At 68.8% G+C, this 24,172-nt stretch carries 19 protein-coding genes and 3 pseudogenes; 10 read left to right on the forward strand and 12 right to left on the reverse strand.

What is annotated here, in order from left to right; translation table 11 throughout:
- The first annotated feature begins 43 nt into the window (after nucleotides 1-43).
- On the forward strand, nucleotides 44-724 hold the full coding sequence (locus tag ACWFR4_RS33425; RefSeq protein WP_453655850.1) for a hypothetical protein: 681 nt from the start codon (nucleotides 44-46) through the stop codon (nucleotides 722-724).
- Nucleotides 725-1,010: 286 nt separating this feature from the next.
- Here ACWFR4_RS33425 and ACWFR4_RS33430 read toward each other — a convergent pair whose 3' ends face one another.
- Nucleotides 1,011-1,379: a hypothetical protein gene (locus ACWFR4_RS33430; protein WP_100596823.1), complete on the reverse strand. Its 369-nt coding sequence runs from the start codon at nucleotides 1,377-1,379 to the stop codon at nucleotides 1,011-1,013.
- Between the two features lie 598 nt (nucleotides 1,380-1,977).
- Between ACWFR4_RS33430 and ACWFR4_RS33435 the strand changes: the two genes are divergently transcribed.
- Together ACWFR4_RS33435 and ACWFR4_RS33440 are read left to right on the forward strand one after the other, a co-directional pair.
- Entirely contained in the window at nucleotides 1,978-5,352 is a 3,375-nt protein-coding gene (locus ACWFR4_RS33435) for a pyruvate carboxylase (RefSeq protein ID WP_453655851.1), read from the forward strand.
- Nucleotides 5,353-5,526: 174 nt separating this feature from the next.
- On the forward strand, nucleotides 5,527-6,084 hold the full coding sequence (locus ACWFR4_RS33440) for a DinB family protein (RefSeq protein WP_453655852.1): 558 nt from the start codon (nucleotides 5,527-5,529) through the stop codon (nucleotides 6,082-6,084).
- A gap of 20 nt (nucleotides 6,085-6,104) precedes the next feature.
- Here ACWFR4_RS33440 and ACWFR4_RS33445 read toward each other — a convergent pair whose 3' ends face one another.
- The 4 genes and pseudogenes from ACWFR4_RS33445 to ACWFR4_RS33460 all read right to left on the reverse strand — a co-directional run bounded on the left by ACWFR4_RS33445 (nucleotide 6,105) and on the right by ACWFR4_RS33460 (nucleotide 10,116).
- Complete coding sequence (locus ACWFR4_RS33445; protein WP_453655853.1) at nucleotides 6,105-6,251, reverse strand: phosphotriesterase family protein; 147 nt, start codon at nucleotides 6,249-6,251, stop codon at nucleotides 6,105-6,107.
- A gap of 84 nt (nucleotides 6,252-6,335) precedes the next feature.
- A pseudogene (locus ACWFR4_RS33450) lies at nucleotides 6,336-7,558 on the reverse strand (RNA-guided endonuclease InsQ/TnpB family protein).
- Nucleotides 7,559-8,173: 615 nt separating this feature from the next.
- Nucleotides 8,174-9,336, reverse strand: a pseudogene (locus ACWFR4_RS33455) (4-hydroxybenzoate 3-monooxygenase).
- A 132-nt stretch (nucleotides 9,337-9,468) separates the two neighbouring features.
- Nucleotides 9,469-10,116: an amidohydrolase family protein gene (locus tag ACWFR4_RS33460; RefSeq protein WP_453655866.1), complete on the reverse strand. Its 648-nt coding sequence runs from the start codon at nucleotides 10,114-10,116 to the stop codon at nucleotides 9,469-9,471.
- A 29-nt stretch (nucleotides 10,117-10,145) separates the two neighbouring features.
- Here ACWFR4_RS33460 and ACWFR4_RS33465 point away from each other — a divergent pair.
- From ACWFR4_RS33465 to ACWFR4_RS33485, 5 genes and pseudogenes are all read left to right on the forward strand, one after another.
- Nucleotides 10,146-10,349, forward strand: a pseudogene (locus ACWFR4_RS33465) (FadR/GntR family transcriptional regulator); the annotation flags it as partial.
- 98 nt (nucleotides 10,350-10,447) lie between these two features.
- Nucleotides 10,448-10,834 (forward strand): FadR/GntR family transcriptional regulator, encoded by a 387-nt coding sequence (locus ACWFR4_RS33470; RefSeq protein ID WP_453655867.1) that lies wholly within the window; start codon nucleotides 10,448-10,450, stop codon nucleotides 10,832-10,834.
- Nucleotides 10,835-11,005: 171 nt separating this feature from the next.
- Nucleotides 11,006-11,824, forward strand: a complete 819-nt coding sequence (locus ACWFR4_RS33475) for an HAD-IIA family hydrolase (RefSeq protein ID WP_453655854.1) — start codon at nucleotides 11,006-11,008, stop codon at nucleotides 11,822-11,824.
- Nucleotides 11,825-12,733: 909 nt separating this feature from the next.
- The gene (locus ACWFR4_RS33480) at nucleotides 12,734-12,955 is read left to right on the forward strand and encodes a hypothetical protein (protein ID WP_453469444.1); all 222 of its coding nucleotides are present in this window, start codon (nucleotides 12,734-12,736) and stop codon (nucleotides 12,953-12,955) included.
- A gap of 181 nt (nucleotides 12,956-13,136) precedes the next feature.
- A complete protein-coding gene (locus ACWFR4_RS33485) occupies nucleotides 13,137-13,529 on the forward strand; it encodes a hypothetical protein (RefSeq protein WP_073775444.1) in 393 nt (130 codons plus the stop codon).
- 114 nt (nucleotides 13,530-13,643) lie between these two features.
- On the opposite strand, the gene ACWFR4_RS33490 is transcribed toward ACWFR4_RS33485, so the two are convergent.
- The 4 genes from ACWFR4_RS33490 to ACWFR4_RS33505 all read right to left on the reverse strand — a co-directional run bounded on the left by ACWFR4_RS33490 (nucleotide 13,644) and on the right by ACWFR4_RS33505 (nucleotide 18,234).
- Nucleotides 13,644-15,212 carry a hypothetical protein gene (locus ACWFR4_RS33490; RefSeq protein WP_453655855.1) on the reverse strand — a complete coding sequence of 523 codons (1,569 nt, stop codon included), beginning with the start codon at nucleotides 15,210-15,212 and terminating at the stop codon, nucleotides 13,644-13,646.
- A 167-nt stretch (nucleotides 15,213-15,379) separates the two neighbouring features.
- Nucleotides 15,380-15,700, reverse strand: coding sequence for a helix-turn-helix domain-containing protein (locus ACWFR4_RS33495; RefSeq protein WP_453655856.1), 321 nt, complete (start codon nucleotides 15,698-15,700; stop codon nucleotides 15,380-15,382).
- Between the two features lie 18 nt (nucleotides 15,701-15,718).
- Entirely contained in the window at nucleotides 15,719-16,780 is a 1,062-nt protein-coding gene (locus tag ACWFR4_RS33500; RefSeq protein WP_453655857.1) for a tyrosine-type recombinase/integrase, read from the reverse strand.
- Nucleotides 16,781-16,815: 35 nt separating this feature from the next.
- Nucleotides 16,816-18,234: a serine/threonine-protein kinase gene (locus ACWFR4_RS33505; RefSeq protein WP_453655868.1), complete on the reverse strand. Its 1,419-nt coding sequence runs from the start codon at nucleotides 18,232-18,234 to the stop codon at nucleotides 16,816-16,818.
- Between the two features lie 389 nt (nucleotides 18,235-18,623).
- Here ACWFR4_RS33505 and ACWFR4_RS33510 point away from each other — a divergent pair, with 389 nt between their 5' ends.
- The gene (locus ACWFR4_RS33510; protein WP_453655858.1) at nucleotides 18,624-19,004 is read left to right on the forward strand and encodes a DUF6083 domain-containing protein; all 381 of its coding nucleotides are present in this window, start codon (nucleotides 18,624-18,626) and stop codon (nucleotides 19,002-19,004) included.
- Nucleotides 19,005-19,104: 100 nt separating this feature from the next.
- Here ACWFR4_RS33510 and ACWFR4_RS33515 read toward each other — a convergent pair whose 3' ends face one another.
- The 3 genes from ACWFR4_RS33515 to ACWFR4_RS33525 all read right to left on the reverse strand — a co-directional run bounded on the left by ACWFR4_RS33515 (nucleotide 19,105) and on the right by ACWFR4_RS33525 (nucleotide 22,292).
- A complete protein-coding gene (locus ACWFR4_RS33515) occupies nucleotides 19,105-19,920 on the reverse strand; it encodes a DUF899 family protein (RefSeq protein ID WP_453655859.1) in 816 nt (271 codons plus the stop codon).
- A 330-nt stretch (nucleotides 19,921-20,250) separates the two neighbouring features.
- Nucleotides 20,251-21,516 (reverse strand): alpha/beta hydrolase family protein, encoded by a 1,266-nt coding sequence (locus ACWFR4_RS33520; RefSeq protein WP_453655860.1) that lies wholly within the window; start codon nucleotides 21,514-21,516, stop codon nucleotides 20,251-20,253.
- Nucleotides 21,517-21,605: 89 nt separating this feature from the next.
- Complete coding sequence (locus ACWFR4_RS33525; protein ID WP_453655861.1) at nucleotides 21,606-22,292, reverse strand: TetR/AcrR family transcriptional regulator; 687 nt, start codon at nucleotides 22,290-22,292, stop codon at nucleotides 21,606-21,608.
- 121 nt (nucleotides 22,293-22,413) lie between these two features.
- On the opposite strand from ACWFR4_RS33525, the gene ACWFR4_RS33530 reads away from it, so the two are divergent.
- Nucleotides 22,414-24,000 carry an acyl-CoA mutase large subunit family protein gene (locus tag ACWFR4_RS33530; protein WP_453655862.1) on the forward strand — a complete coding sequence of 529 codons (1,587 nt, stop codon included), beginning with the start codon at nucleotides 22,414-22,416 and terminating at the stop codon, nucleotides 23,998-24,000.
- Nucleotides 24,001-24,172: the final 172 nt, after the last annotated feature.

Raw genomic sequence — 24,172 nt, forward strand, 5'->3', positions numbered from 1 at the left:
GCAGCCGGCGCAACGAAGCCCCGCCCACATCGTTGATCAACCTATGAAGATCACCTTCGCGCGGCTGCAGCCACGCCTCACGGCTGCAGCCGTCGCCGCCCTGGTACTGGGACTTACGGGCGCCGGAAGCTCGCCGGCCGCGAGCTCCGCCGCGGCTGATTGCCCAACGGCAGAGCTCTTCGCCACCAACAACACCGCGGTCATCACGGACCCGGACGACCCCAGGATTCACACCCGTCTCACACGCTTCGACCACGAAGTGCGCGGGATCATCCGCGCCAACGGGGCCTCACCCGTCGCCTCGAAGCTCCTGGAGGGAGTCTTCTGGTCCGGCGATCTCAAACAGGCCACCTACGAGCGTTCACGCGAGTTCGACATCGACAGGATCGGCCGTGACGGGCTCAACCACATCGCCGGTGTCATCGCCAAGACGTACCGTCAGGAGTCCGTGCTCACCTTCCGCTGCCTGCCGCGCACATCGCCGGAGACGGACGCACTCGAAATCGAGGCGCCCGGCGTCAGCGCGAACCGGCTGCACGACGAGCTGGTCGCGGACCCGGTGGCCCGCGACGAACTCGGCGGCGGCTCGGTCACCGTCGACGGCCGGCTCATCCTCATCGCCCCGCTCGCCGACCTTCAACTGGCCCGGGAGTTCACCGCCAAGCTCGGTGTCGACTGGCGGACGACCCAAGTGCACTACGGGGACAGGGAATTCGTGAGCTGAATCAGGAGCGTGCCGGCACTCTCACGGCCTAAGCAGCACCGGCGCGCCCGTGCGGCCCCGAGGGGTGCTCGGCCGGACCGGGTGTCGGCCGGACCCCAGCATGGCCGTTGAGCGCATAGGCCATCTGGTACCGCGCCTCTTCAGCCACCAAGCGGGCCTCCGCCACGACGTCACCGCGTTCACGTACCAGACTCTCGTAGACCGGCAGATGATCGTTTCCCGCTGAGTTGTGATTCACAGGGCTGGTCCTTATCGGTATGTGGGGCTGCCGTCCGGTAATGCGGGCTCAAACGCGGTTGAGTCGCGCGGCGATCCCATGCCCGACCAGCAGGTAAATCACTGCCGGCAGACCGTAATTGAGGAGAACGCGAAGGCCTTCTGTGTCCATGGTGAAAACATCCTGTGACCACCAGGCCAGCCAGTCGGCCGTTCCGTGCACGAACTCGACGAAGACGTTGTCCTGGTTGGCTTCGAGCAGGTAGAGCAGAATCCACAGACCCAAGAACACCGCGGCTATGTCAGCGATGGTGTGGATGACCAGCCCCGCCCGCCGGGCACCGCCCTCGCGCCGCTCAGGGCGCCGTGGCGGCTGAGGGGGCTGCTGGTACTGGTCGTAGGGGTGGGGCGGTCCGGCCATCGGGTCGGTATTGCTCACGGGAATCCAATCTGACGCGTCACCTTGCAGGCTGAGGCAGGGGCGGACATCGCTTCTGACTCTCTCAGGCAATCGCCTGCCGCACTACGCGCACAAGGCGTCGCGCGGGGCCTGTACAACTCTGCGTCACGCAACCGCCGTCGCGTTACACGGCCATCGGAATATCCCAAATATGGTCAGGTAATCGGCAACTTGCCTAAATGTGCGAGCGGGGGATCCATTTCAGGGTCGAACGCCTCGCGCCGGTGTGCCCATTTCGTGCGTTCCTCGTGACGCCTTCATGTGAATACCTCACTTGCTGTTCACGTTGCGGTGGATGGTGAGATTCGGCGATCTTCTCCAGGGCCAACTCATAAGCGGTACCAACCGTTTCAGCGTCCATGAAGCCACGCGATTCCGCCGAGTCGGGGTTCCCATGTCGTCGCAGGCAGCAGCCCTGTCCGGAGCGTGCCCCTGGGCCGCCGTGCACCGACACCCGACGCTGCCGCGTGTGACGTAGTGCACCTGGATGTCTGGAGTGCAGAGGTGGCATGATCCGGGAGCGTGACGCCCCGCAACCCGACAGTTCGCCCATTCCGGGCGACGGAAGGACATGCGCATGTTCCGTAAGGTGCTCGTCGCCAACCGCGGAGAGATCGCGATCCGGGCGTTCCGCGCCGGCTTTGAGCTAGGGGCTCGAACCGTCGCGGTGTTCCCCCACGAGGACCGCAACTCCCTGCACCGGATGAAGGCGGACGAAGCCTACGAGATCGGCGAGGCCGGGCACCCCGTGCGGGCCTATCTCTCCGTCGAGGAGATCATCCGTGCGGCGCGCAAGGCGGGCGCCGACGCCATCTATCCCGGGTACGGCTTCCTGTCCGAGAACCCCGAACTGGCGCTCGCGTGTGAGCGTTCCGGCATCACGTTCGTCGGGCCGAGCGCGGAAACGCTCGAGCTGACGGGGAACAAGGCGCGTGCCGTGGCCGCGGCCCGCGCGGCCGGCGTCCCGGTTCTTGGCTCCTCGCAGCCCTCCACCGACGTCGACGAGCTGGTCCGGGCGGCCGACGATCTCGGTTTCCCCCTCTTCGTGAAGGCCGTGGCCGGGGGCGGCGGACGCGGCATGCGGCGTGTCGAGGACGCGGCGACGCTGCGCGAGTCGATCGAGGCGGCGGCCCGTGAGGCCGAGTCGGCGTTCGGCGACCCGACCGTCTTCCTGGAGAAGGCGGTCGTCGAGCCCCGGCACATCGAGGTGCAGATCCTCGCCGACGGCGAGGGCCGCGTCATCCATCTCTTCGAGCGCGACTGCTCCTTGCAGCGACGCCACCAGAAGGTGATCGAGCTGGCCCCCGCGCCGAATCTCGATCCCGAGGTACGCGAGCGGATCTGCGCCGACGCCGTGAAGTTCGCCCGGCAGATCGGCTACCGCAACGCGGGCACCGTGGAATTCCTCCTCGACCCCGCCGGACAGCATGTGTTCATCGAGATGAATCCGCGGATCCAGGTCGAGCACACGGTGACCGAGGAGGTCACCGATGTGGACCTCGTCCAGGCCCAACTGCGGATCGCCGCCGGCGAGACGCTGGACGACCTCGGCCTGTCCCAGGACACCGTCCGCCTCAACGGTGCCGCGCTGCAGTGCAGGATCACCACCGAGGACCCGGCCAACGGTTTCCGCCCCGACACCGGCAAGATCAGCGCCTACCGTTCCCCTGGCGGCTCCGGAATCCGGCTGGACGGCGGCACCACCCATGCCGGTACGGAGATCAGCGCCCACTTCGACTCGATGCTGGTCAAACTCACGTGCCGGGGACGGGACTTCGAGACGGCGGTCGGCCGGGCCCGGCGGGCCGTCGCCGAGTTCCGCATCCGTGGTGTGTCGACGAACATCCCCTTCCTCCAGGCCGTTCTCGACGATCCCGACTTCGCCGCCGGACGCGTCACCACCTCGTTCATCGAGAAGCGGCCCCATCTGCTGACCGCCCGTCACTCGGCGGACCGCGGCTCGAAGTTGCTCACCTACCTCGCCGACGTCACGGTCAACAAGCCGCACGGCGAGCGGCCCCCGCTGATCGATGCGGCGACCAAGCTGCCGCGGCTGCCCGAAGGCGCACCGCCCGCCGGCTCCAAGCAGAAGCTGACCGAGCTCGGCCCCGAGGGCTTCGCCCGGTGGCTGCGCGCCTCGCCCACCATCGGCGTCACCGACACCACGTTCCGGGACGCGCATCAGTCGCTGCTCGCCACCCGGGTCCGCACCAAGGACCTGCTCGCCGCGGCACCGACCGTGGCGCAGACGGTGCCGCAGCTGCTCTCGCTGGAGTGCTGGGGCGGCGCGACCTACGACGTCGCGCTGCGCTTCCTCGCCGAGGACCCGTGGGACCGGCTCGCCGAACTGCGCGCGGCCGTGCCCAACATCTGCCTGCAGATGCTGCTGCGCGGCCGTAACACCGTCGGCTACACGCCGTACCCCACCGAGGTGACCCACGCCTTCGTGGAAGAGGCGGCCGCGACCGGCATCGACATCTTCCGGATCTTCGACGCCCTGAACGACGTGGGTCAGATGCGGCCCGCCATCGACGCGGTGCGTGAGACCGGCTCGGCGGTCGCGGAGGTCGCCCTGTGCTACACCTCTGACCTGTCCGACCCGTCGGAGAAGCTCTACACGCTCGACTACTACCTGCGCCTCGCGGAGCAGATCGTGGACGCGGGAGCCCATGTGCTCGCGGTCAAGGACATGGCGGGGCTGCTGCGCGCTCCCGCGGCGGCAAAGCTCGTCTCCGCGCTGCGCAGGGAGTTCGATCTGCCCGTGCACATCCACACCCACGACACCGCGGGTGGCCAGCTGGCCACCTATCTCGCGGCGATCCAGGCGGGCGCGGACGCGGTGGACGGAGCGGTGGCGTCGATGGCGGGCACCACCTCGCAGCCATCGCTCTCGGCGATCGTCGCCGCCACCAACCACTCGGAGCGGCCGACCGGCCTCGATCTTCAGGCGGTCTGCGATCTGGAGCCGTACTGGGAGAGCGTGCGCAAGATCTACGCGCCGTTCGAGGCGGGCCTGTCCTCACCGACCGGCCGCGTCTACCACCACGAGATCCCGGGCGGCCAGCTCTCCAATCTCCGGACCCAGGCCATCGCCCTCGGGCTCGGCGACCGCTTCGAGGACATCGAGGCCATGTACGCCGCCGCCGACCGGATCCTCGGCCACCTCGTGAAGGTCACCCCTTCGTCCAAGGTGGTCGGCGACCTCGCGCTGCACCTCGTGGGGGCCGGGGTGTCGCCTGCGGACTTCGAGGCCGAGCCGAACTCGTTCGATCTCCCGTCCTCGGTCATCGGATTCCTGCACGGCGAGCTGGGTCTGCCGCCCGGCGGGTGGCCGGAGCCGTTCCGCACCAAGGCGCTGCAGGGACGCGCAGACCCCGAGCCGATGCGCGAGCTGTCCGCCGAGGAGCGCGCCGGGCTTGCCAAGGACCGGCGGGCGACGCTGAACCAGCTGCTGTTCCCCGGCCCGACCAAGGACTTCGAGAACCACCGGCAGGCCTACGGCGACACCAGCGTGCTGGCGAGCAAGGACTTCTTCTACGGCATCAGCCCCGGGCGCGAGTACTCCGTGGACCTGGAACCCGGCGTCCGGCTGCTCATCGAGCTGGAGGCCATCGGCGAGGCCGACGAGCGCGGTGTGCGCACCGTGATGGCCACGCTGAACGGTCAACTGCGGCCGATCCAGATTCGGGACCACTCCGTGGCGTCCGACATCCCGGTGACCGAGAAGGCTGACAAGGCCAACTCGAACCATGTCGCGGCGCCGTTCGCGGGTGTCGTCACGCTGGCGGTGGCCGAGGGCGACACGGTGGAGGCCGGTGCGACCGTGGCCACGATCGAGGCGATGAAGATGGAGGCCTCCATCACGGCCCCGAAGGGTGGCACGGTGTCCCGGCTCGCCATCAACGCGATCCAGCAGGTGGAGGGCGGCGACCTGCTGGTCGAACTCGCCTGACGCCTGATGCCCCGGGCCAGTCGCACTGCGGCTGCCCGGGGCTTACGCGTCACTGGGTCGGGCGGTTTCGGCATGGTCTTTGCCCCTCACCGGCGTATGCAGGACAGCAGCTGACCTCAATGCCCCATAACGTGCTTCTTGTCCAACGGAGCAGAAACACGTGGAGGCGGAACCATGGCTGTCAACGAGCTGGACACCCATGACCTGGCAGGGGCACCGGCCGTCAGCGGCGAGCGTGCCGAGTGGCTGGAGGTGCTGGACAAGCACCGGAACTTCCTGCGCTTCACCACTCGTGAACTCACCGACGAGCAGGCCCGGAAACGGACCACCGAAAGCGCCCTCTGCCTGGGCGGTCTCATCAAGCACGTCACCGAGGTCGAGCGGAGCTGGGTCGACTTCATCCTCAACGGCCCGTCCCCCACGGCCGACTTCGCGGCCATGACGGAGGCCGACTGGGCCCGTCGCGAGGACGGGTTCCGGCTGCTGCCCGATGAGACGCTGGCCGGTGTGCTGGCCGCTTACGCCGAGGTGGCCCGCCGGACCGACGAGGTGGTCGCCGCTCTGCCCGACCTGGATGCCACGTGGCCGCTGCCGAAGGCCCCGTGGTTCGAGCCGGGCGCTCAGTGGTCGGCTCGCCGGGTGCTGATGCACATCGTCGCCGAGACCGCCCAGCACGCCGGCCACGCCGACATCATCCGGGAGTCCCTCGACGGGGCCAAGACGATGGGCTGACCGACTGGGCCGCTGGGCTTCTAGCCCTTCTCGTCGGCCTCGAAGTAGCGGCGGGGTACGTCGACGAGCATCGTGTCGATCTGCTCCTCGGTGACCCCGCGCCGTTCGAGGTAGGGCAGCACCTCGTCCGCGATGTGCAGGTAGTGCCACTGCGGCAGCAGCGGCATGACGGCCGGGTCGATCCAGTCGATTTGACATGCTCCTCGGGCTGTAGCCCGGGGATTCTGGCCGTCCCACGGGTTGCTGTGCCGCTACGCGGCACGGCTTCCTGTTGGGATTCCGTGGCTTCCTGTTTCTTCGCGTTGTGCCAGAACGGGTTCTGGTCTTACCTGCGCTCCGCAGGCTGTTGCCGCCAGTCCGGCGGCCTGTTTCACATTCTTGGCGGCGTTGACATCCCGGTCGTGCCGAGTGCCGCAGGCGGGGCAGGTCCACTCCCGCACGTGCAGGGGTTTGGGCCCGTCGCGGTGTCCGCAGGTGGAGCACACCTGGCTGGTGGGCTCGAACCGACCGATCTTGATGAAGGTCCGCCCGTACCGGGCTGCCTTGTACTTCAGCATGTTCACGAACTGTGACCAGCCCGCGTCATGGACGGACTTGGCCAGTTTGGTGCGCGCGAGGCCCTTGACCGACAGGTCTTCCACGGCGATCGCTTGATTCTCGCGGATCAACCTCGTGGAGAGCTGATGGTGGAACTCCTTGCGCGCATCAGCCACCTGCGCATGCGCGCGGGCAACCTTCAGCCGGGCCCTGGCCCGGTTCTTCGAGCCCTTCTGCTTACGGGACAGCTCCCGCCCGGCCTTCTTGAGTTTCTTCTCCGCCCGGCGCAGAAACCGCGGGAGTCGATCTTCGTGCCGTCGGACAGCACCGCGAAGTGGGTCAGGCCCAAGTCGATGCCGATGGCCTGCTCGGTGGCGGGCATCCGGCCGGCGTCGGCGGCCGGGTCGGTGTCGATGACAAAACTCGCGAAATACCGGCCCGCACTGTCTTTGAGCACCGTGACCGAGGACGGCACCACGGGCAGGGTGCGAGACCACTTCACCCGCACCTCACCGATCTTCGGCAGGTTCAGCCGGCCTGTTGGGGTGATCGACCAGCGGGCGTTGGCCGTGAACCGGACCGACTGCCTCGAATCCTTGCGCGACTTGAACCGCGGCACCCCCACCCTCGCGCCCTTACGCTCGCCCTTGAGGGAGGCGAAGAACGCCCGGTAGGCGGCCTCCACATCCCGCAAAGACTGCTGGAGCACCACCGAGGACACCCCGCCCAGCCAGGCACGCCCGGGACTCTGCTTGGCGCGGGTGATCAAGGTCTGGGACAGCTCGGCGGCCTTCGGATACGGAAGACCCGCCACGTGGGCGTCCTTCCGGGCACGCACCGCGTCGTTGAACACGACCCGCGCGCACCCGAACGCCCGCCCCAACGCGGAGCGTTGACCCGGTTCCGGGTACAACCTGAACGCGTACCGGAGCTGCATGAACGTCACCCTAGGCGCGCCCTCCCGGGCACCGCCCCAGAAGATCGGAACTGATCACGATCGCCCTCCCGTTTGACGCTCGCGCTCAAGTTCGGCCCATCGCGCCCGCCAATGATCGTTGGACGCGTGGGGCGGAGGCAGAGCGGGAGGCAAGCCATGACGCTCCGCACCGGCAGTCCAGAGGACCGTCCCTCCCTGCTCCGCAGGCAGGGACGCCGCGACGCCCCGCGTCGCGATCGCCAGATTCGCTTCACCGGGCTGAAGGACTCTGCTGATGAATGCGTGATTCGGGCAGGGCTGGGTCGTTGGTCTCCAGGGTTGTTGTGGTTATGGGTGCCCGTATCCACCGGTCCCCGGAAGGTCTCTCGGTCCGGTGCTGCGTGGCCGTCGCAGCCCTCGCCGCGGAGGGCATGCGCATCGAGATCACCGCACCGTCGGCCGATGGCTCTTCGAATCTCCGGTGATCACGTGATCGGGTCAGCGGCCACGTGATCACCGAGCGGCCCGGTGGCGGGGGCCCTCGCCATGTTCGCAGCCGTCCGGCCGTGGTGCGTGCGGTATGTCAGGGCCTCACGCACCGGGCCGGGCGATGCCGAATGGCTCGCAGACTGCCGGTCAGTAGCGCTCGGCCGTGCCGAGGTACTGCTCGGCGAAGGCTGCCGCCGCGACCGGCGAGGTGAACAGGCGTCGCAGCCGGGCGAGCGTGGTACCTGTCCGGAACGGCCCCCCGTGGCGGACCCGTGGTAGACCTCGGACAGCCACTGCGAGAACTCCTGGTAGTCCCACACGCGACGCAGGCAGGCCTCCGAGTAGCCCTCCAGGCCGCTGCTGGTGTCGTCGGCATCCTGCGTGAGGTGGGCGACGAGTGCGTCGCCGAGCTGGAAGGCGTCGTGGAGAGCGAGGTTCATGCCCTTCGCCGCGATCGGCGCCACGAGGTGGGCCGCGTCACCGGCCAGGAACAGGCGCCCGGAGGCCATCGACTCGACGACATAGTCGTGCATGTCGAGCATCCGCTTCTCGATCAGCTGCCCTTCGACCAACTCGGGGGCACCGTCCACAGCGAGCCGTCGGCGCAGCTCGGCCCATACGCGCTCGTGCGACCAGTTCTCCGGGTCGTCGCCGGGCGGGCACTGGAGGTAGTAGCGGGTCACCTCGGGACTGCGAGGCATCTGTCCGGCGAATCCGTCTTGGTGGATTCCGAAGAGCGCACAGTCGGAGGAAGGCGGCGCCTCGGCCAGCAGGGAGAGCCAGCCTATTCCGTAGTCGTGGCGCGCTACCGGGAATCGATCGGCGCGCCGCGTCACCCCACGCGCACCGTCGCACCCTGCGATGAAGTCGCAATGAATCACCTGGCGTTGACCGGACTGGGGGCAGGTGTACGAAACCGATGGCTGATCGGTGTCGATGTCGTGCACCTGCACGTCCCGGACGCCGAACCTGATGTCGCCGCCCCGCACGTCGGCGTACTCACGCACCAGGTCCGCGACGAGCGACGGCTGCGGGTAGATGTAGTGATGTTGTCCCGTCAATTCGGTGTAAGAGAAGCGGTGTTGACGGTCGTCGAAGCGGAACTCACATGCGGTGTGCCGCTGTGCCTTCCGCAGCAGGTTCTCGGCGAGACCCCGTTCCTCCAGGGCGCGAACCGCCCACTCTTCGATGACCCCGGCGCGCGGCCGCTGCTCGATGAACTCCCGCGTCTCGGTCTCGAGGACCACGCAGTCGACCCCGGCATGTCTGAGGATGTTCGCGACGGTCAGCCCGGCGGGACCGGCGCCCACCACGACTACCGAAACGCGTTGTGGAGCAGGGGCATTGGGAAGCTGAAGAGGGTTCACGCCAGCAGTATTCTGCACACGCCGAAGCTCGGTCACACCGGAGGTCGCATCGGACCACGACCGGAAGCGGGCCCTTCAGCCCGCGTCGGGAAAGATCGGCGGGGACAGCCCATCGGGCGCACGTCGGTGCAGATCGCGCTCCGTGTACGCCGAGCGCATGCGCTCGAAGAGCTCTTGCGCTCTGGCCCTCATGGACACCAGGTCGAGTCCCGGGATCATTCCGTCAGCCGCGACCGTCCGGCCAGCGACGACCGTCATACTCACGTCGCGGGCCGAACCGGCCATCAGGAGTGTGCGCAGCGGATCGTCCACGACGCCCAGCCTGAAGTCCTTCAGGTCGAGCACGACGAGGTCGGCCTGTGCCCCGGGCGCCAGCTTTCCGATGTCGCAACGGCCCAGAGACTTGGCCGCGTTGATGGTGGCGGACCGGAAGTAGTCGGCTGCGCGGCCCGCCTCCATCCGGCCGTCCACGACCTTGGCGATGTTGCCGCCCACGTCCATGCCGCGGATCAGATCCGGCGGATAGCTGTCCGTGCCCAGGGCGATGGTGATTCCGGCATCGCGGTATCGGTCGAAGGACCCCAAGGCCATCCCGTAGCGCAGCGACGTCAGCGGGCAGTGCACGACGGTGACGCCGGCCTCGGCGAGTTTCTTGAGCTCGCGATCGGTGGGCGGCGAGCCGTTCTCCTCGTTCCCGCCGAAGATGGCATGCGGAATGAACAGGCGGCAGTCGACGAGGGGCGACCATGGACATGCTGAAGGTCAACCGGGTTTCGGCGGTCGACGCGATCATCAACGAGTTCATCACGCAGATACGCGAGGGCAGGTGGGTCCCCGGCGACCGGCTGCCTTCCGAGGCCGAACTCACCAAAACACTCGGCATCAGCCGCGCTTCACTGCGGGAAGCCACACGGGCTCTGGTGCACGCAGGGCTGCTGGCGGTGCGGCAGGGCGACGGCACCTACGTCGTCGCGGTGGACGAGACCGCGGTCGCCCTCAACCGCAGGGTCAGCAGCAGCAAGACCACGGAAGTGCTCGAAGTCCGCCGCGGGGGCTGGACGCATCAGCGGTGCCGCTTGCGGCCGCACGGCGCACCGAGGCCGATCTCCCGGCCATGCGCGCGGCTCTCGACCAACGCAAGCAAGGCGCGGACAACGGTGACCTCGAAGCCTTCGTCGAGGCGGATTTCCAGTTCCACATGTCGGTGGCCCGCGCCTCGCACAACGAGCTCCTCGCCGACCTCTACGAGAGTCTCAACGTGCCCTTCCGCGACACTCTGGGCACTGCGATGGGCCAGGGAACCGACGAGCACGAAGCTCTCTACACCGCGATAGAGCGACACGACACGACACAGGCCACAGAGCTGGCCCTCGGCATCATCGCCCGCATGGAATCACCGCAGAGCCCACGGAGTGAGCGCCCGGCAGAGCAGAGCGAATGAGCGATCGACCGCATCTGTCGACGGGCATCGACCGCTGCCGTCACGGGCTGACCAGATGTCATGAAGGGCGCAGGGCTTCAGGCTGGGCCCTGCCTCACGCCGAGCGGGATGGACCGGCGACTCGGAGAGCTTGCACCGCGGATTCGGCCGCGCGGCGACTACCGTCGCCCCATGGAGCGAGAGCGAGCCCCCGCGATCCGCGCGGTCCTCATCGACATCGACGGCGTCCTCACGATCTCCTGGGAGCCTCTCCCCGGTGCCGTCGAGGCCATGGTACGGCTGCGCGCCGTGGGGCTCCCGCTCGCGCTAGTCACCAACACGACCTCGCGTACACGCGCCTCCATCTGCTCACGCCTTGCGGAGGCGGGGTTCCCCGTCACGGTCGACGACATCCTCACTGCCCCGGCCGTCACCGCCGCCTACCTTCGGGAGCACCACCGGGGCGCACGCTGCCTGCTGCTCAACGCCGGTGACATCCAGGACGATCTGACGGGCGTGACGCTTGTCGAGCCGGAGGCACAGGCAGACGTGGACGTCGTCGTGGTCGGCGGCGCTGGCGACGAGTTCGGCTACGCGGCCCTCAACCGCGTCTTCCACCACCTGCAGCGCGGAGCACACCTCGTAGCCATGCACCGAAACCTCTACTGGCGCACAGCCGACGGGCTCGACCTCGACACGGGCGCCTTCCTCCTCGGGCTGGAGCGGGCCGCCCGGGTCGAGGCGACCATCACCGGCAAACCGTCCGAGGCCTTCTTCGCCGCCGCGCTCGCCCACCTGGGCGCCGATGCGTCCGCGACCCTCATGGTGGGCGACGACATCGAGTCCGACGTGCTCGCCGCCCAACGCAGCGGCATCACCGGCACCCTCGTCAAGACAGGCAAGTACCTTCCGGAGACCCACCGTTCGGCCGACGGCACGCCTGACCATGTGCTCGACTCCTTCGCCGCGCTCCCCGACCTCCTCGAACGGCTGACCTCGGACTCCCGATGAGCACCATGGCCCTACTTGTTGCTCTTCCAGAGGTCAGCGTGGTGACGTAGTCAGGCATGTCGCTGGACAAACCCTGCTTGGTGTCGGGTACGACGTCGGTGATACGGAGCATCGCCAGGTTGTCGTCGCTGGTGACGGTGCACAACACCATGCCCTTGGTCAGGCTCTTCCCCGCGTCCAGGTCGTCGGCTGGGATCGCGGCCGGGAGCGCGTCGGTGTCCACGCCGCTGCTGCATGCCTCGGGCGTCGTGCCGGTGCTCCTGCCCATGGGGGTGAGGAAGCGCAGGTCGGAGTCGCCCCAGTCCTGGTAGGTGAGTTCCATGCCGTCGTCCTGTCCGATCTCGCCGTCGGGGAAAGCGCCTGAGTTCGCGAATACTGAGCACTCGGCGCCCCGAACCTGGGCGTTCGTCGCGTGACGGTTGGCGATCATCGTCGTTCTTTCATCCAGCAGGCGGGGCAAATGTCGCGGCCATCGCGGGTCCGGTGCCATTAGCTTGTCATTTATCCAGTCGGCGGGGCTTGGTGCCCTTCTTGTGATGGGCGGGTCTGGTGTACGCCTCGCCGGTTGCGAGGACCCGTCCCACGTCGTGACGGGGCGCCGAACGGCTGTTTCTTGAACCGAGTGGGCGGCCGGGGCCAGGTCGGGAGGGTTTGGGCGCACGCGCTGGCGTCGGGGTCTGAGCGTGGAGGTTTCTGAACCCGGTTCAGGCGGGGGTCGTGGTCACCCGCGCAGTGTGCCGCCCGGCCTCGGCGGTCCGGGCCGGTTCACCGGCGGTAGCAGTGGCTTAACCGCTCTGTTCTGGTGAGCTGAAACAACCAGCCTGGCCCTGCTGGCCAGGGCCAGAGCACTATCACCGCTGATAGCGGCCTGGCCCTACCCGCAGGGCCGGACCTGGGAGACTAGGGATCATGACCGACCGTCGACCGCTCTCGCTGCCCGCCTTCTCCGAGCCCGCTTCCGACGCTCCCGTACCCGCCCAGGCGGGTGGGCGCCGGCTGATGCCGGTCGAGCAGGGCGCCGACTTCCGCCAGCCGCCCGGCGAGACCGAGCCCGAGCCCGCACCCGCCCCGGCCAGACGTCCGCTCGCCCCCGGCGGCCTCACCTTCTCAGACCAGGACCGCCATATCTGAGCGCTACCACCACGGGTTGCGCCACGTCCAGGTCCAGCTCACCACCTAGCCCCACCGCCCGGTGTGCCAGCGCCTCCACCTGGACAGTGGTCGTAGCCGGCCCGGCTCCCGCCTCGGATACCGTGTTCCTCTACGGGGTGCCATAACGGATGTGACGCCCCCCACCGGAGGTAGTCAGCGTATGAGTTCAAAGCGCAGCAAGAATCCAGCCCTGCCCGTACTTGACGACGCATTCCGACTCGCGTCGGTCAAGGACGCCGAAGAGTCCACCCGTGACTTGGCCGCGCGACTGGCCACCACCGAGCTGCGCCGCGTTTCCCACCCGGGCCGGGTCACCTGGGAGCCCACCGATCAGGCCGAGCCCGTACCGGTCCCGCCGACTGTGGTCGACGGTGACGGGGACCTGTGGCTGCGGGACCGGGGCACTGGCACCTGGACCATGCCCGAGTTCAACCCGAAGGAGTTCCCGGCCCGCTGTGGCGAGGTTCTGACGTGGAACCAGCTTGCCCGCGAGTTCGGCCCGCTTACCGCACTGGCCGACGACCGCCGCATCGGCGGCGGCCGGCGTCGCTGACCGCGCAGCCTTCTGGGATGACCGCGCCCCCGAAGCGCCCGTTACGGGTAGCTGGGAGCTCCAGCGCACCGCCGAGCTCGACGATGGCGGCGAGCAGGTGAGCGTGGTGGTCGGTCACGATGTCTCCATGTTGCAGCCGGATACGTCGTCGCTGTCCGTGGGGTCGGGGTGGAAGAAGCGGGTGTAGCGGAGTCCGGTCTCCGGAGTGATGTTGAACACCGCGCATAGGTGCTGCGGGTCAGCGCCGGTGACGGCGGCCTCTTCGAGGATTCGGTCCTCGCGAAGTTGCTGGGCGGTGACCGGGAGGCCGCGCAGCAGAGGCTGCATCCAGCCGGTTGTGACCGGGGCCCGGGTGTGCGCGGTCTGCGAGCTGACGAACACGTGAGGGTTGCGGGTATGTGGCCAGCGCTGGTGCCGGAGGTGGATGTAGTCGACGGCGGCCTGCTGGGTGAAGGCGTCGAGGGGGTGATCGATGTCGCCGAGCGTGAGCCGGCCGCGGGTGAAGTCGATGGCGGTCAGGGGCAGCGCTCGGGCCTGGTGCGGGTAGAGCGCATGGATGCCGACGAGGGCGATCAGCAGCTTCAGGGCGGGGTTGGTCTCGGCGGCTGCGGTCAGACGCTGGATCGTTTCGGGGCTCAGCGGCATGGGCACCGAGCTGGGCCGGGATCCCAGGCTCACGCCTCGTGCGGGGTTGGCGAACAACAGCCGTTCGCTCTTGAGGGTCTTGAACATGTCGCGCAGCGCGACGGCTTCGGTGTGCGGTGCCGCGCATTGGGCGAGCCACTCGGTGACGTCGGCACGGCTGACCTGGCGAAGGGTGCGGTAGCGCTGCGAGCAGGCAAGAAGGAACGGGATCGCGGAGTTGGCCTGGTTTCGGACCGTGGTAGTCGAGCGGGGACGGCGGCGAGGTCCGCCGTGACGGACGATGCGGATCCACACGAGGGCGAATTCGCGGATCTTCGGGTGCACGCTGGCCAGTCGGCGGTGGATCCACGCGTCGAGGGGGTCGATGCGGTCGTCGTCGAGGAGAGCGAGGTGGGCAAGGACTTCGGTGACCCGGATGACGGCACGTCGGTTTTGCTGACGCGGTAGCGTGGCAACGGTGCTGGCCTTGATTGTCTCGTGCGGACCGTGGGCGGCGGTCAGTAGGTACAGGCTGTTCTGCACGCGCTCGCGCAAGGCTGGTGACCAGCCTTGGGTCTCGGCGCTGGCATCGGCCTGTGTGGCGACGTAGGCGGTGAAGGCGGAATCGATCGGCGTGACGTCGGGCACGGTGACGCGCGACATGTCCCGAGCTGCGATGAACAGCGGCTCCTGGCGCCACCGGGGTGTCGCCCAGAAGGCGATGTCGGGCTGCTGGTGCGCCGCGGGGGCTCCGTATCCTCGCGGTCGAGTGGCGGCGGCAAGGTGCACCCGCCGGACCAGATCGGCGAGGAACAGCTGCTGCCCGGCGTTGGCCGCGGTGGACCAGTCCGGGCGCTGCCATGTGCGCGGAACTGCGAGAGCTTGGCAGCGGCACAGTCGGCACACCCCCTGTTTGAAGAGCGGCACGGTGCGGCGGCAAGTCGCGCAGGTGCCGGTCTGGTGGCCGCGGTTGCGTATGGAGGTGCAGGCCGCGCAGCGGCCGTGGCGGCGCCAGATGCCCCAGGCAAGGCAGTCGCTGCAGCTGTCCGCATACGGCACGCGGGGATGGCATCGGCGGCAGAAGCCGCCGGCGTAGTGGGCGTCGCTGCCGCAGACCTTGCAGTTCGGAGGCGGAAGGCTGGGATGCAGGCAGCTGAAGCAGCGGGCCCGGCCGTACTCCGCGATCTTCTCGCCGCACTGCTTGCACGATCGGGGACGCAGGTGGCTCACAGCGGTGGTTCCGTCCGGCCGACCCTGCGTTCGAGCCTAGGGCGCTCGCCCGCGACCGCAGCACGGGCGGGATTGCTCGCAGGTCGCTGAGCGCGGGCCTTCTCCGGTTCTCGGACCATGAGGTCGTTGGGTTCGCAGCCAAGGACCTCGCAGATGATGTCGAGGTCGTCCAGGCGGATCGTGACCGGCTGCCCGGACCACAGGTTGGACATCTTCCCGGCGCTGATCACCAGGCCGGCGTCGGCGAGCATCGCCTGCAGCTGCGATGACTTCCAGATGTCCCGTTGCGCGGCGGCCAGCCGCAGGTTCCACTTCATAAGGGCTCCTGTCCAGGGCTAACCGGTGAACCGGGACGCCACCCGTTGTCCGGCGGAAATCCAGGCATCCTCGGTGTGGGTCTTGTTGACGTGGACGTAGATCATCGTGGTGTTGATCCAGCGATGGCCGAGCAGCTCCTGGACGGCGACGACGTTCATCCCCTGTGCGTACAGATCCGACGCGGCGAAGTGCCGCAACGCGAGGGGGGTGGCACGGCCGGCCCAGCGGGGGAGGTGATGCTGCACTGCCTCCGCCATGCCGCCCCGGATCGCGCTGGTGCTCACGCGCTTGCAGCGCCCGCCGGTGTCGCGGCGCTCGGACGGAAACAGTGGTGCGCCTGGCTCATCGAGCTGGTCGTCGAACTCCCACCGCGGTCCCTGGAGCCACCATTCGAGGAGCTCGCGGGAGCCGTTGATGAGCGGGGCCAGGCGCTCCTTCTTCTGGCCGCGGCTTCCCTTACCGCGCAGCAGTACCTTGCCGAATGTGCCCAAGTCCCAGCGGATGTCGTGAACTTCGAGCAGACACAGTTCCGAGACCCGCGGGCCGATGAGGCTGGCCAGGCGACATGCGGTGTAGTTGCGGACGGTCGGCGCGTACTTCCGAGCCGCGTGCAGGTCGTCGCGCCAGCCAGCGAAGAGTCGGTCGACGTCCGCGGCCGGCGGCGGGATCCGCACCCGCATGTTGGTATTGCCACGGGGACGGTTGATCTCGTCCACCGGGCACTGCACCAGCACTCCGGTGGCAGCGTGAATGTCGGCCTGGTGCCGCACCTCCAGGAACTCGAAGTACGTGGCCAGCGCCTGTGCCTTGCGGACCTTCGTCAGCGTGGCCAGTCGGCGCTGGTCCTCGCCGAAGAACCGGTCGAGGTCGGTAGGAACCAGCTCCCAAAGCGGGCCGCCGAACCATCCTCGGACCTCCATCAGGGCATCCACGTCGCCGGAGATCGTCTCGTCGGCGAGTCCGGCCGCCGCCCATGCGAGCACGAACTCCGACAGCAGGTCCTGCTCGAAGTCCGCGACGTCCTGCGGTGACTGCAGCAGCGGTCGAGATCGGATCGGTGCAACGACTGCGAGCGACATCCCGCCCCCTCAACTTCCCGAAACAGTAAGGAATCTCAGGCTGCTAGAAGAAGGCTCACAAATTCCGAGGTTCCCTCACTCTTCACCCGTAGAGGTGACAGGGACCCATCGATGCACAACGCAGGGCCACTGGGGAGGTGCCCACGGGCACCGCGTGCGGGGGAACTCGGGCGCACATTCACAAACAGTTTCGGCGCGTCCAGGTCCACGTGTGTGCCGGTGTTGTAGGCCGGAGCCCGCAGGGTGAGGGGCTTGTCCTTGAAGACGAGCGTGTACGCGTCCTCCGGCGAGGGAGAGGACGAGGTCGACGGTGACGAGGTGGCGGTTGGGGTGCCGGCGTGCTTACCGTCCGCGCCGGTGCCGCTTGCGCCCTCCGTACCGCCGTCGGGCCTCGCGATCGCCCACGTGACGATCACGGCTAGGGCCACGGCGACGACGCCGACGGCCAGCAGCGGAGTGCGGGTGCGCTTGGCGGGCGAGGGCGAGGGCATGTTCGTCGACCACGGCGCATGAGCGGGGCCGGGCGGGGGTGTCGACGGGGGCGGCGGAGCGGACACGGTGGGCTGGCCGGCCAGGTGCGCGGCGGCATCCGGCTGGGTGGGCGTGGCCGTGGGTGTCGGTGTGGGCGTCGGGGGCCGTGCGGCAGCCGCCTCCCGGTGTGCGATGCGCTCCATGAGCGGCGCCGACAGCCAGCTGTCGAACGTGCGCAGTGGCCGACCGGCCTCCCGCTCGCACAACTCGGCGAGTTCGTCCGTCGTGATGCGGGCCGCGGGTTCGGCGGTGAGACAGCGCTCCAGCAACGTCCGCACGGGCGCCGGGTAGCCGCCCAAGTCCGGGGGCGTGCGCTCGGTGTTGGCGATGCGCACCCCGAGGGCGGTCGCGCCGCCCTCGCCGTACGGATGCCGTCCGGTCGCCGCGACCGCCGCGATGAGGCCGAGCGAGAACAGATCGGTGGCCGCGGTGACCGGTTCACCCAGCGCGTGTTCGGGCGACATGTACTGCGGCGTGCCGATGACCCCGCCGCTGCGGGTGAGCTGGGTGGCGTCGGCCGCCTGCGCGATGCCGAAGTCGATGACGTAGGGACCGGTCGAACCGAGCAGGATGTTGCCGGGCTTCAGGTCCCGGTGCACGACGTCCGCCGCATGGATGGAGCCGAGGGCCCGGGCCGTGCAACCCACCAGCTGGAAGACGGCGGGCAGGGGCAGCGGCCCGTACGCGGCGAGGGCGTCGGCGAGCGAGAGGCCGGGCACGAATGCCGAGGCGATCCAGGGAAGTGCGCCCGCGGTGTCGTGGTCGACGACCGGTACGAGGTGGTAGCCCTGCACCCGGCGGGCGGCCCGCACCTCCTGCTCGAATCGGCGCCGGAAGTCGGGGTCCTGGCCGTACTCGCGTCGGATCACCTTGAAAGCCACGGGTTGCCCGCCCCGCGTGTGCGAGAGGTACACGGTGCCCATGCCTCCCTCGCCGATCCGCGCGAGGAGCCGGTAGCCGGCTGTCTCGCGCGGATCGATGGGGTCGAGCGGGGTCAATACGACATGCGAGCGCCGACGGTACGCGCGACCTGGGACAGGACCTTGTCGGTCCAGAGCCGTTCCCGCTTCGTCGCGGCCGCGAGGTTCTCGGACTGCTTCGCATCCGATCATCTCGGTTGCGTTTGGTTCCAACGGGGGCGTGCGCTTCTGACGCTGCCTGTCTATGGCGCCTGTCCGGCCTCGCCTCCTGGGGCACGAGCGGCCTGACGTGGCGCGTGTCGCCTCGTGTGGCGTGTGACGCCTCACTGGGCGCAGGTGTCCCGTCCTAAGTCGTACGTGTGTTGGCGCGCCGTCGACCGCAGGCTCGCAGTATGAGGGGTTCTGGCAGGGGGGTCGCGAGGATCGGCGGCGGGCAGTTCCGGTGTCCGCAGTGCGGGCTGCCACAGGATCGGGTGGCCACGCTCGAGCACGACTGGGTGCTCCTGGAGCCGGAGATGCGGGTGCCGGCACATCTGGTGCCGGCGGAGCATCGGTGGATCGAGCTGTCCGACGGCCGGGTGGCGATGTACGGCGTGTGTCCCGTGGACGGGACGCAGCGGTGCCGGATCGAGCATCGGCTGGCCTGCGCCGCGCAGAGGCTTCCCGATCTGTGGCCGTGGCTGACGACACTGCGGGACGAGAACAAGCGGATGGCCCGGCGCCAGGAACCGGCGCCGCCTCCCGGAGACGGCCAACTGCCGGACGTGGGGTGACCTTCCCTTCGGTCGGGGCCGACCCAGCCGACGTAGGCGATGAGGCGGGCCACGGGGTGGAGGCGCTGCGGGTCGCCCCACCCCGTCGGGCGAAGGCGCGTCAGTGGTGCCGGCCGTGACGCCCGAGCGTCTCTACGGGGGTCGCGTCGGGGCGGGTCCATTGCGGCGCGGGGCGGCTGGTCGGGCCCCAGGTGGCGTTACCGTCCGCGTCCGAGCGCCAGTACCAGCAGATCGGCGCGCCATGCCCACCCACCGGTGAGCCGGCTTCGGCGGCCTCGGGCCAGCCCTCGGGGTTGTCCTCCCACCCCTCTCGGCGGCCGTAGGGCGTCATGTCGAGCAGGCCGAGGGACCCGTTGACCGGCTCGTTGCCACGGCCCGTCGTGGAGAAGGTGAGGAACACGCGGTCGCCGTCGCGCAGGAAGCAGGTGACGTAACCCATTTGTCCGCCTGCAGGCCCCTCCACGTCACGCACCGAGTACCAGGGCTGGGTGTAGCCCATGAACTCGACGAAGGAGGCCACCTCATCCCAGGGGCCCGTCGTCAGGATGGCGAACGAGACACCGCGGGTGTTGAGGTAGACGGCGTCCTTCATGGACCAGGCCGTGGTGGTGCAGCCCTCGCACTGCCCCTGGGGCGGTGCGCCGTCGTACCACATGTGCTTGTAGACGACGAGCTCGTCGCGGCCCTGGAACAGGTCCAGGAACGGGACCGGGCCGTCGGGTCCGACGACCTCGACCTTGCCGTCGAACTCCACCATCGGCAGCCGGCGGCGGGCCGCGGCGATGGCATCGCCCTCGCGGGTGTGGGCCTTCTCGCGGACCAGCAGCTCGTCACGGGCGGCCTGCCAGATGGCCAGGTCGACGATGGGCGGGCGGCCGGGCAGCTCGGCGGCCGGGTCACTCGGCGTGGTCGTCATGGTGTCCTCCGTGGGGTCTCTTGCCGGGCAGCGTCATACGGTGTTGCACGACGGTCACCAGAACAGACTCGGGACCCGGCCGGAACTCATCGCGGCAAGGGCACCTTCGGCAGAGCCTGCACGGACCCCGTCGGGCCGGCAAGTTCACACACGCATCCCAGGACGCACCGCGCCGGGGTCCGTCAAGGTGTCGCCGACACCACATCCCCTGAGGTATTGACCCGCAGGTATTGACCCGCGGAACCCGCTTCACCTACACAGTCGGACGCCCGCGCCCAGACACTTGCCGCGAACACCATGAAACACCCACAACCCTTGCGCCCCCGCGTCCTACACGAACCGCACCTCCGGATACTTCGACGAAGGACCGTCCAGGAAGTGACCGCCTGTGCGCCCACGAAGCCAGCGGTCGAAGAACGCGGTCACATACGCCCGCTGCGCGGCGATCGCCCGCGCCGTCGGCACCGTCCCCACCAGGCCGGTCACCGTCTCCTTCGGCAGCCCCAACTGCCGGGCGATCTGCGGGATCAGCGACGTCGCATCGGTATACGTCGCATGCTGGGCGCCCCGCAGGACCAGGTCCCGGTGCCAGCCGTCGCTGTACTCCCACAGCGAGCGCCAGGACGGCACGTTCGTGCGGTCGTCGCCGTCCATGCCCATCAGGAGGAATGGCCCGTCCACCCCGTCGCGGGCCACCGAGGAAAGCTCCCCCTCGTCATGGTCGTCCGCTACGTAGGCGAGCACCCCGTCCAGATTCGCTGCCGCAGTGATCCGCTCGTCGTCATGCATCGTCTGCAGCACCGCGAAGCCTCCCGCCGACTGCCCGAACATGCCGATGGGCGTGCGCTCCAGGCGGCCCGTGGCGAACGCCCGCTCCACCTCGTCCAGTACGAAGCGCGTATCGGCCACCCGTACCGCACAGGTCTTCTGCATCAGGGCGACGACCGCCGCGGGCCCTTCCTTCTGCGCCCGTTCGAACTCCTGCGGAAGCAGAGTCGTCTCCACCCGCCCACCGGGGAACTCCACCGCCGACGCGTCGTAGGTGTGGTCGATCGCCACTACTACGTACCCGTGCGACGCCAGCTCGTCCGTCAACGTCGTGCCCAGGGTGCGCGGGTCGCCCACTCCCGGCGAGTACAGCACCACCGGCCGCGGGCCGCGCCGGTCCGGCGGCGCACCGAGATGGGCGAAGGTCTCCGTCCCACTCCAGTCGATGCGGCCCTTCGGCAGGTCGCCGAAGTTGTTCACCCGGTCGAAGCCGGCCGCCTCCCCCTGCGTCATCTGCAGCACGCGCGGGTGCGAGTCGACCGAGCGGGCCGGATACCGCACATCCACCATCAGCTCACGCCTGCGACCGGCCACCCATGGATCCGCACGCCGCCGGTCCACCAGGCGCAGCGACACCGTCCCCACGCCGTACGGCCCGGTCGGCGCGGGCAGTTTCATACGTGCCGTGCGGGGCGTACTGTCCACTGCCACCGCAGTCGCTGTCGCGCCGGGTCCGCCCGTCGCAGCCCAGGCGAGGCCGAGCGCGGACGCGGCCAGCACGCGGCGCCTGCTCGTCATGTTGGTCTTGGTGTCGCCGTTGGTGTCCATGCCGCAAGCTTCACCGGTGGCCCGCCCACGTCACCATCCGACAGGCCAGACCATCGAGTTGGGGGAAATCCCCCACGCTCCGCGAGCGATCAGCGTCCCGCGCCGTCCTCGACGAGTCGCCTCAGCGAGGGGAGCAGCGCGTCGAGGTCCTGGCCGGTCCGGAAGGCCACGACGGTGGTGCCGCCGTCACCGGGATCACCGGTGTCGGAGGGCGCGGGGAAGAGCGCGAGCACTTCGCGCATCGCCTCGTCCATTTCGGCCACCGGGTCGGAGGTCTCGCCCCGGAGCCAGCGGCGCAGTACGTGGTTGTGGGCCGCGACCACGGCCGCCGCCATCAGTTCGGCCCGCAGCGACGCCGACTCCGTGGGATCACCCATCCACTCCGCGATGAACTCGCGGAACAGTCGCTGGTACCTGGCCACGCTGGCGATCTCCCGGTCCCTCAGGACCGCGATCTTGCTGGTCAGCCTGTACCGCCGCCGCGCGAGGTCACCCTCGTCGATGTAGTGCAGCAGCACCAGCCGGACCGCGTCGGACACGGCGATCAAGCCCGTGCTGTGACTGGAGGTGTCCAGCCTGTCCTTGATCAGCGCGAGCAGCCGGTCATGGTCGGGGAAGATCACGTCTTCCTTCGACCGGTAGTGCCGGAAGAACGTCGTACGCCCCACTCCGGCCCGCTCGGCGATCTCGTCGACGGTGGTCTGCTCGTATCCGCGCTCGTCGAAGAGCGCGAAGGCGGAGTCCGCGAGGCGGATCCGCGCGGCTGGCTTACTCATGACCACCCATCCTCACTCATGGCCGCCCATCCTTCCCTGTATCGGTGCCCGGAAGCCACTTGCCTGAGTCGATGGTACTGAGTACCGTCAATAGGACATCGAGTACCGAAGGAGGCCCGGCGTGGGTTCCGTGGCACAGAGCGAGTCCGGTTTGCCCATCCAGCCGCTCTACGACGGCTGGTCGCTGACGGCTTTCGACGCGGACGCCAAGCTGGGCGCCCCGGGAAAGTTTCCGTACACGCGTGGCGTGTATCCGTCGATGTACACCGGCCGGCCGTGGACGATGCGGCAGTACGCCGGGTTCGGCACGGCGAAGGAGTCCAACGAGCGCTACCACGAGCTGGTCGGCGCAGGCACGGGCGGCCTGAGCGTCGCCTTCGACCTGCCGACGCAGATGGGCTACGACTCCGACGAGTCGATCGCCCGCGGCGAAGTGGGCAAGGTCGGCGTGGCCATCGACTCGATCGAGGACATGCGCACGCTGTTCCAGGGCCTGCCGCTGGACAAGGTGTCCACGTCGATGACGATCAACGCCCCCGCCTCGACGCTGCTCCTGCTCTACCAACTCGTCGCGGACGAGCAGGGCATCTCCGGTGACCAGCTGACCGGCACCATCCAGAACGACGTACTCAAGGAGTACATCGCCCGCGGCACATACATCTTCCCGCCGAAGCAGTCCCTCCGGCTGATCAGCGACGTCTTCGCGTACTGCCACAAGGAGCTGGCCCGCTGGAACACGATCTCCATCTCGGGCTACCACATGGCCGAGGCGGGTGCCACGCCCGCGCAGGAGATCGCCTTCACCCTCGCCAACGCGAAGGAGTACGTGCGCGCCGCGATCGCCGCCGGCCTCGACGTCGACGACTTCGCGCCGCGCCTGTCGTTCTTCTTCGTCGCCCGGACCACGCTCCTCGAGGAAATCGCCAAGTTCCGTGCCGCCCGCCGTATCTGGGCCCGCATCATGCGCGACGAGTTCAAGGCCAAGAACCCCAAGTCGCAGATGCTGCGCTTCCACACCCAGACCGCCGGGGTACAGCTGACCGCGCAGCAGCCCGAGGTCAACCTCGTACGGGTCGCCCTTCAGGGCCTCGGCGCGGTCCTCGGCGGGACGCAGTCCCTGCACACCAACTCCTACGACGAGGCCATCGCCCTGCCCACGCAGAAGGCGGCGCGGCTCGCCCTGCGCACACAGCAGGTCATCGCCTACGAGACCGACGTGACCAAGACCGTCGACCCGTTCGCCGGGTCCTACGTCATGGAGTCGATGACGGACGACGTCGAGGCGGCGGCCCTCGAGCTGATCCAGGCCGTCGAGGACCGCGGCGGCGCGGTGGCGGCGATCGAGCAGGGCTTCCAGAAGTCCGAGATCGAGAAGTCCGCGTACCGGATCGCGCTGGAGATCGACCACCAGGAACGCACCGTGGTCGGCGTCAACAAGTACGCCCTCGACGAGGAAGAACCGTACGAGCCGCTGCGGGTCGACCCCCAGATCGAGATCGACCAGTGCGAACGCCTCGCGGCCCTGCGCAAGGACCGTGACAACGACGCCGTCGAGCGAGCCCTCGAAGCGCTGCGCGACGCGGCGCGCGGCACCGACAACGTCCTGCCCCCGATGCGCGAGGCCTTGCGCCTGCGGGCCACGGTCGGCGAGGTCTCCCACGCGCTTCGCGACGTGTGGGGCGTTCACGTCCCCCACGACACGTTCTGATCCTTCCTCCTGTCCCTTTCGATCCGTCCGATCATTCCGATGACCAGTCAGCCCCGGTGGAGCAATCAGTGAACGAAATCGACATCCACACGACCGCGGGGAAGCTCGCGGACCTGCAGCGCCGGATCGACGAGGCCACGCACGCCGGCTCCGCACGCGCGGTGGAGAAGCA

The organism is Streptomyces sp. NPDC055140, from assembly GCF_053607285.1.

Coding starts and splice junctions, on each gene's coding strand:
- ACWFR4_RS33425 (WP_453655850.1), top strand. CDS start 44: ATGAAGATCACCTTCGCGCGGCTGCAGCCACGCCTCACGGCTGCAGCC.
- ACWFR4_RS33435 (WP_453655851.1), top strand. CDS start 1,978: ATGTTCCGTAAGGTGCTCGTCGCCAACCGCGGAGAGATCGCGATCCGG.
- ACWFR4_RS33440 (WP_453655852.1), top strand. CDS start 5,527: ATGGCTGTCAACGAGCTGGACACCCATGACCTGGCAGGGGCACCGGCC.
- ACWFR4_RS33445 (WP_453655853.1), bottom strand. CDS start 6,251: ATGCCGCTGCTGCCGCAGTGGCACTACCTGCACATCGCGGACGAGGTG.
- ACWFR4_RS33475 (WP_453655854.1), top strand. CDS start 11,006: ATGGAGCGAGAGCGAGCCCCCGCGATCCGCGCGGTCCTCATCGACATC.
- ACWFR4_RS33480 (WP_453469444.1), top strand. CDS start 12,734: ATGACCGACCGTCGACCGCTCTCGCTGCCCGCCTTCTCCGAGCCCGCT.
- ACWFR4_RS33485 (WP_073775444.1), top strand. CDS start 13,137: ATGAGTTCAAAGCGCAGCAAGAATCCAGCCCTGCCCGTACTTGACGAC.
- ACWFR4_RS33495 (WP_453655856.1), bottom strand. CDS start 15,700: ATGAAGTGGAACCTGCGGCTGGCCGCCGCGCAACGGGACATCTGGAAG.
- ACWFR4_RS33500 (WP_453655857.1), bottom strand. CDS start 16,780: ATGTCGCTCGCAGTCGTTGCACCGATCCGATCTCGACCGCTGCTGCAG.
- ACWFR4_RS33505 (WP_453655868.1), bottom strand. CDS start 18,234: ATGGGCACCGTGTACCTCTCGCACACGCGGGGCGGGCAACCCGTGGCT.
- ACWFR4_RS33510 (WP_453655858.1), top strand. CDS start 18,624: ATGAGGGGTTCTGGCAGGGGGGTCGCGAGGATCGGCGGCGGGCAGTTC.
- ACWFR4_RS33515 (WP_453655859.1), bottom strand. CDS start 19,920: ATGACGACCACGCCGAGTGACCCGGCCGCCGAGCTGCCCGGCCGCCCG.
- ACWFR4_RS33520 (WP_453655860.1), bottom strand. CDS start 21,516: ATGGACACCAACGGCGACACCAAGACCAACATGACGAGCAGGCGCCGC.
- ACWFR4_RS33525 (WP_453655861.1), bottom strand. CDS start 22,292: ATGAGTAAGCCAGCCGCGCGGATCCGCCTCGCGGACTCCGCCTTCGCG.